This window comes from uncultured Jatrophihabitans sp. (genome assembly GCF_964246335.1).
Classification (GTDB): domain Bacteria; phylum Actinomycetota; class Actinomycetes; order Mycobacteriales; family Jatrophihabitantaceae; genus Jatrophihabitans.
This window is the reverse complement of record NZ_CAXTQF010000096.1, coordinates 1-6,322: the sequence shown is the minus strand read 5'-3', so window position 1 is coordinate 6,322 and position 6,322 is coordinate 1. Positions and strand designations below refer to the sequence as shown.

9 protein-coding genes are annotated in these 6,322 nt (G+C 70.5%); 5 read left to right on the top strand and 4 right to left on the bottom strand.

The annotated features are described in order from the left end of the window. From ACFFCN_RS17795 to ACFFCN_RS17780, 4 genes are all read left to right on the top strand, one after another. On the top strand, positions 1 to 759 hold a 759-nt coding region (locus tag ACFFCN_RS17795), incomplete at its 5' end, for a class I SAM-dependent methyltransferase (protein ID WP_375493833.1). Between the two features lie 3 nt (positions 760 to 762). Then, positions 763 to 1,104 carry an Rv2175c family DNA-binding protein gene (locus ACFFCN_RS17790; RefSeq protein ID WP_375493831.1) on the top strand — a complete coding sequence of 114 codons (342 nt, stop codon included), beginning with the start codon at positions 763 to 765 and terminating at the stop codon, positions 1,102 to 1,104. Beyond that, a complete protein-coding gene (locus tag ACFFCN_RS17785) occupies positions 1,104 to 1,451 on the top strand; it encodes a lycopene cyclase domain-containing protein (protein WP_375493829.1) in 348 nt (115 codons plus the stop codon). The genes ACFFCN_RS17790 and ACFFCN_RS17785 overlap by 1 nt, the downstream gene beginning before the upstream one ends. Beyond that, positions 1,448 to 1,765, top strand: coding sequence for a lycopene cyclase domain-containing protein (locus ACFFCN_RS17780; protein WP_375493827.1), 318 nt, complete (start codon positions 1,448 to 1,450; stop codon positions 1,763 to 1,765). The genes ACFFCN_RS17785 and ACFFCN_RS17780 overlap by 4 nt, the downstream gene beginning before the upstream one ends. On the opposite strand, the gene ACFFCN_RS17775 is transcribed toward ACFFCN_RS17780, so the two are convergent. Next, positions 1,707 to 2,678: a phytoene/squalene synthase family protein gene (locus ACFFCN_RS17775; protein WP_375493825.1), complete on the bottom strand. Its 972-nt coding sequence runs from the start codon at positions 2,676 to 2,678 to the stop codon at positions 1,707 to 1,709. The two genes, ACFFCN_RS17780 and ACFFCN_RS17775, sit on opposite strands and share 59 nt — an antisense overlap. Positions 2,679 to 2,697: 19 nt before the next feature. Further along, on the bottom strand, positions 2,698 to 4,188 hold the full coding sequence (gene crtI, locus ACFFCN_RS17770; RefSeq protein WP_375493823.1) for a phytoene desaturase family protein: 1,491 nt from the start codon (positions 4,186 to 4,188) through the stop codon (positions 2,698 to 2,700). A 58-nt stretch (positions 4,189 to 4,246) separates the two neighbouring features. Between crtI and metF the strand changes: the two genes are divergently transcribed. After that, positions 4,247 to 5,131, top strand: a complete 885-nt coding sequence (gene metF, locus ACFFCN_RS17765; RefSeq protein ID WP_375493821.1) for a methylenetetrahydrofolate reductase [NAD(P)H] — start codon at positions 4,247 to 4,249, stop codon at positions 5,129 to 5,131. A gap of 6 nt (positions 5,132 to 5,137) precedes the next feature. Here the strand turns inward: metF and ACFFCN_RS17760 are convergent, their stop codons facing one another. Both ACFFCN_RS17760 and ACFFCN_RS17755 read right to left on the bottom strand, forming a co-directional pair. Continuing rightward, positions 5,138 to 5,707 carry a GNAT family N-acetyltransferase gene (locus tag ACFFCN_RS17760; protein WP_375493819.1) on the bottom strand — a complete coding sequence of 190 codons (570 nt, stop codon included), beginning with the start codon at positions 5,705 to 5,707 and terminating at the stop codon, positions 5,138 to 5,140. A gap of 31 nt (positions 5,708 to 5,738) precedes the next feature. Beyond that, positions 5,739 to 6,221 (bottom strand): YbaK/EbsC family protein, encoded by a 483-nt coding sequence (locus tag ACFFCN_RS17755; protein WP_375493818.1) that lies wholly within the window; start codon positions 6,219 to 6,221, stop codon positions 5,739 to 5,741. Positions 6,222 to 6,322 lie beyond the last annotated feature (101 nt).

The following is a 6,322-nucleotide window of genomic DNA, read 5'->3' as shown; positions in this document are numbered from 1 at the left end:
CTGCTCACGGGCCCCGCGCCGCCGTCATCTTTGGGGGGGGCGGTCGCGGCCGACTACGACCGATACCGGCCGAGCTATCCGATGCCGCTGATCGACGATCTTGTCGACCTGCACCCGGCCACCGTGCTCGACGTCGGCTGCGGCACCGGCAAGGCAGCGACGCTGCTCGCGGCCCGTGGGCTGGACGTGCTGGGTGTCGAGCCGGACCCGGCCATGGCCGCAGTGGCGCGCGATCACGGCGTGCCGGTCGAGGTCGGGCACTTCGAGAGCTGGCCGGACGGTGGTCGGCAGTTCGACCTGATCACCTGCGCCCAGGCGTGGCACTGGGTGGATCCGGGTGTCGGCATCCCGAAGGCCGCGCGGCTGCTGCGCCCCGGTGGGACGGTGGCCCTGTTCTGGAATTTCGACGAGGTCGACAACGCGACCCGCGCCGTGCTCGACGACGTGTACGACCAGCAGGCGCCTGAGCTCGCGTACCGGCACGCGCCGGGCACCAAGCGGCCGCATCACCGGTCCTACGTCGCCGACCTGCAGTCGTCGGGCTTGTTCGCCGAGGTCACCGACCGCACGTACCCGTGGCAACGCGCGGTGCCGATCGACGAGTGGATCAACACGATCAGCACACACAGCGATCATCTGCTGCTCGGCGCCGCGCGGCTCGAGGCACTGCGCACCGCGCTGCATGACGCGCTGTCCGCGCGCAGCGACCGCATGCTGCTCGACGGCGGCACGTACCTCACCTCGGCGCTGGCAGTTTGACGGATGGCAGGCTCTGACGCCATGGACACGTTGTCGGTGGATCAACTCGCCGAGGCGCTCGGCGTCGGCGTTCCCCAGGCACGTCAGCACGTGCGCGAGGGGCGCCTCGTCGCCGTACGCGACGCCGGGGGCTGGGCGGTACCGGCCGACCAGGTGCAGGACGGCACCGTGGTGAAAGGTCTGCCGGCGGTGATCACGCTGCTGCGCGACGCACGATTCACCGACGACGAGATCGTCGACTGGCTGCATCGCGCGGACGACTCACTGCCGGGCACACCGATCGAGGCACTGCGTGCGAACCGCGGCACGGAGGTGAAGCGTCGGGCGCAGGCCGCCGGCTACTGATGACCCACCTGCGGTACGTACTGCTGCTCGCCGCCTGCCTCGTTGGGACGTTGCCGCTCGAGTTCGTCCTCGGCACCCACGTCTACCGCCGCTGGCGTCGACTGTGCACGGCCGTGCTGCCGGTGGCTGTCGTGTTCGTCGTATGGGACCTGCTGGCGATCCGCGCCGGCTGGTGGCACTACGACCCGAACCAGCTGATCGACATCACCCTGCCGGGCAGGTTGCCGATCGAGGAAGTGCTGTTCTTCCTGGTGATCCCGGCGTGCGCGGTGCTCACCCTGGAGGCGGTGCGCGTTCGTCGACCGGACTGGCTGATCGGTGACGAGCCGGAACCCGCAGACCCGTGAACTACACCGAGGCAGCCGCGCTTGGCGTGGCGGTGGCCGTGCTCTTCGACCTGTTCGTCGCGCGCACCAAGTTGGTTCAGCGGCGGGCGTTCTGGACGGCGTACGGCATCGTCGTGTTCTTCCAGCTGATCGTGAACGGCGTGCTGACCGGGCTGCGGATCGTGCGCTACGACCCGCAGCGCATCCTCGGTGTGCACCTCGCGTTCGCGCCGGTGGAGGACCTGCTGTTCGGCTTCACGATGGTGCTGCTGACGCTCAGCCTGTGGGTGTGGTCCGGCCGGCGCGGGCCGCGAGAGCGTGCCGTGCGCCGTTGATGCCGACCATCGCGCGGCGCACGTTGCCGACCCGTACCCGGCGGCCCAGCACGTCGTAGTCGGCACGTTCGATCTCGGCCAGGATGCCGGAGTACAGCGTGGACGCGGTGTACAGGCAGTCGCGCGACGTCGGATGGACCAGTTCGATGCCCGGCGCCGACGCGGCGTACAGCGAGCGCGCCCGCTCGATCTCCCAGGCGAACAGGTTGCGGATCGACTCGTCGACGCGCCCGCGGGCGAGACGGTCACGGTCCACGCCGAACCGGTTGAGCGACTCCTGCGGCAGGTAGACCCGGCCGCGGCGCAGGTCCTCGCCGACGTCGCGCAGGAAGTTCGTGAGCTGGAAGGCGATGCCCAGCTGCACGGCGTGCATCTCCAGTACGTCCCAGCGCACGCCGTCGTCGGCTCGGCCGAGGATCGGCAGCATCTGCAGTCCGATGACGGCCGCCGAGCCCCACATGTAGCGCTCGAGATCGGCGTACGTCGCGTACGACGTCACCGTCAGGTCGCTGCGCATCGCGTCCACGAAATCGCTGAAGTAGCCGGTGGGGATGGACCAACGGTCGATGGTGTCGATCACCGCGCGGGAGATCGGGTCACTCGTCGTGCCCCAGTCGAGGTCGGCGCGGAACTCCTCGATCCAGTCGTTGAGCCGTTGTGCGCGCTGCTGCGGGGTCAGCGTGGGCGACACGTCGTCGACGAGATCGTCGACGTACCGCGCGAAGCCGTAGAGCGCGTGCACGTACGGGCGCTTCGCGGGCGGCAGCAGCAGGCCGGCGAGGTGGTACGAGCGGCCGTGTTCGGCGCTCAGCGCGCGGCACCGCAGGTATCCCGCGCGCAGGGCCGGGTCGGTGATGCCGGCAGCGTCCAATTCGCGGCCGCCCAGTCCCTGGCCGAGCCGCATGCCGGTCATTCTCGCAGAGCAGGTCGCGTCAGCGGCGCAGCCGGCCGACGACGCGCTCGGCGGCGAGCCGGCCGGACACGAGCACCATCGGCACGCCGACGCCGGGCTGGGTGTTCGAGCCGCAGAACACCAGGTTGCCGATCTGCCGGTCGAGCGTGGGGGAGCGGAACGGCCCGGTCTGGCGGAACAGGTGCGCAGCGGCGAACGGCGCACCGGCAGCGAGGCCCTGCGCTTCCCAGTCGGCCGGTGTGACCACCTGCTCCACCTCGATGCTGCCGCCGAACCCGGTGTAACCGCGCTTCTCGATCGTCTCGATCATGTGGTCGCGGTACGGGCCGCGCTGCGTCGACCAGTCGATCGGCGCGGTCGTGTTCGGCGCCGGGAACAGCGCGTAGTGCACGTCGCGCCCGGGCGGCGCCAGCGACGGGTCGGTGCGGGTCGGCGTCGTCAGCAGGAATGACGGGTCGCGCATCGTGCGGCCCTTGTCGATGATGTCGTCGAATGTCGACTCCCACGCGTCACCGAACTCGATCGTGTGATGGGCGAGGTCGCGCTGGTCGGCCACTGCACCCGCGTGCAGGACGACCGCAGACGGCGAGTACCGAAGCCGCCGCACGCGCCGTGGTGTGCGCACGCCGGGCAGCAGCGAGTCGTAGGCCGTCGGCAGGTCGGCGTTGACGACGACGACGTCGGCCGGCACGCGTTGCCCGTCGGCGGTGAAGACGCCCCGGGCCCGGCCGGCCGCGATGTCGATGCCGGTCACGGTCGTGCCGTAACGGATGTCGACGCCGTGCTTGATCGCCGCCCCGGCGAGCGCGCGCGGCACCGCGTGCATCCCGCCGTCCGGGAAGTACACGCCTTCGACGCAGTCCATGTAGGTGATCACGGCGTAGATGGCCAGCGCCTGCGCGGGCGCCAGGCCCGCGTACATCGCCTGGAAGCTGAACAGTCGGCGCAGCCGCTCATCGCGCACGTAGTGCGCGAGCTTCGGCGCCAGCCGGCGGAAACCGCCCATCGCAGCGAGCAGGGCGAGCGGCGGCCGCAACAGCTGCGTCGGTGAATCCAGATTGCGCTCGATGAAGTGCGGCATCTCGACGTCGTAGAGCGCGCGCAGGAAGTCGACGTAGTGCAGCCAGCCCTCGGCATCGTCCGGCCCGCAGGTGCGTTCGATCTCGTCGGCCATCTCCTGCGGGTCGGCGCGCACCTCGATCGTCGAGCCGTCGGCGAACCGCGCCCGGTAGGCGGGATCGAGGCGGTGCAGCGTCAGCCAGCTCTCCAGGTTCTCGCCGACCGCGGCCAGCGGAGCGGCCACCAGGTCCGGCATGGTGAGCACGCTCGGGCCCGTATCGAAGCGGTAGCCGCGCTCGGTCAGCACGCCGCAGCGGCCGCCCGGCACCAGCTCGCGCTCGAGCAGCGTCACCTGCCGACCCGCGCCGGCCAGGTGCAATGCCGCCGAAAGGCCGCCCAGGCCGGCGCCCACGACGACCACGCGGTCGGTGCGGCCCTCGACAGTGCGCATGGTCACGAAGCTACTTCCCTTACGGTGCACATGACGCAACACGCATTAGGCTCGCAGCGTGGCTCGGACGGTGCGTGACTGCCTGGCAGATGGTCGGCCGACCATCTCGTTCGAGTTCATGCCCCCGAAGACACCCGAGGACGAGCAGCGCATCTGGCGCACCATCCGTGAGCTGGAACCGCTGCAGCCGTCCTTCGTGTCGGTCACCTACGGCGCCGGTGGTTCCACCCGCGACAACACGATCAACGTCACCGAGCAGATCGCGCTCGACACCACGTTGATGCCAGTTGCTCACCTGACCGCGGTCAACCACTCCGTCACGGAGCTGCGTGCGCTCGTCGGGCGCTTCGCGGACGCCGGCATAGTCAATCTGCTCGCCCTGCGCGGTGACCCGCCCGGTGATGTCGACGGCAAGTGGCAGCGACACCCCGACGGGCTCGAGTACGCGTCCGATCTCGTCGCGCTGCTGGCCGAGCATGCGGATTTCAGCGTCGGCGTCGCCGCCTTCCCGTTCAAACATCCGCGCTCGCAGTCGGTGGAGGACGACACCCGCAACTTCGTCGCCAAGTGCAGTGCCGGCGCCGACTACGCCATCACCCAGATGTTCTTCGACGCGGACGACTACCTGCGGCTGCGTGATCGCGTTGCGGCGGCCGGGTGCGACACGCCGATCATCGCCGGGTTGATGCCGGTGACGAACCTGAAGACGATCGCGCGCTCCGAGCAGCTGTCCGGCGCGCCGTTCCCGGCTCACCTGGCCGAACAGTTCGACGACGTGGCCGACGACCCGAAGGCCGTGCGCGCGCTGGGGATCGAGCAGGCGGGCGCGCTGGCGCAGCGGCTGCTCGACGAGGGCGTGCCCGGGTTGCACTTCATCACATTCAATTTCTCGAAAGCCACCCGCGAGGTGATGGCGCAGTTGTCGATCCCGGCCGCTGTCTGACCGCGTTCATTCGTTGAGCGGCAGCCGCGCACCCATGACCGCGAACGGGCGGCTGTCGCCCGGGAACAGATAGTTGCGCGCCAGATCGATGAATCCGGTGTCGTGATAGAGCCGGAACGCGCGGGTGTCGCGGTCCGGGGTGGACAACAACATCGCCGACTCGGTCACGGCGCCGGACAGCTGCAGCAGCAGCGAGCGGCCGATGCCGCGCCCATGCAGGTCGGGCCGCACGTGCAGCTCGCTCAGCTCGAACGCGTCGTCGAGCCAGCCCTGCGCGTCCTCGCGGGTCAGCGCGCGGCGCACGAGATCGTGCCACCACTGGCCGGGTGCGGTCGTGTAGCCGTAGCCGAAGCCGACCAGCTCGCCGTCGTCGGCCAGCGCGGCCCGACACGCGAACCCGGCGTGATCGACGTGCTTGCGGGCGCTGACGCCGCGCTGCGCTCCCGTGTACGCGGGGTAGTCCATCGCCTGGGTGTAGATGCTCATGGCGTCGTCGAGCCGGGCGACGAACTGTGCGCCGTCCCACGACTCGATGCGCACGTCCGTTCCCGACTCGCGTTGCGCAAAGCGGACCACGTCGCGATGGTGCCCAATCACGCGAGGCGCGTCACGCCACCGCCGCTGGGGTGCCCGCCGTGAGGCGCACCAGCTCGTGGAAAGTCGTGGGAAAGACGGCGTGCGGGATGCCGCCGGCGGCCCAGAGCTGCGGATACCGTTCCAGATCCTCGTCGACCAGGGTGCGCAGCGGTGTCGGGTGCGCCACCGGCGCGACGCCGCCGATCGGCTGCCCGGTGGCGGCGTGGACGAACTCCGGGTCGGCGCGGCGCAGTGCTGCGCTGCCGAGCAGCTGCGCGGCTTTCGCGAGATCCACGCGATGCGCACCGCTCGTCATCACGAGCACGGGCTCGTCCTGCGCGGTCGCGAAGACCAGCGAGTTGGCGATCGCGCCGACCTCGACTCCCAGCAGCGCGGCCGCTGCGGCTGCTGTCGGCGCCGCGTCGGTCAGGATCTGTACCCGGCCGGCCGCGCCGGCGCGTTCCAGCACGGCGTCCACGGCCCGGCAGTTCGGGTGATCGGCTGTGGGAGGCACGCCCCGACGTTACGGCCACGCCTCGTCCGCCGCCGGCGGCAGCAGATCGCGGCCTGGCTCGACACCGGCCGATCCCCGCACACACCCGCCCTCCTCGGCAC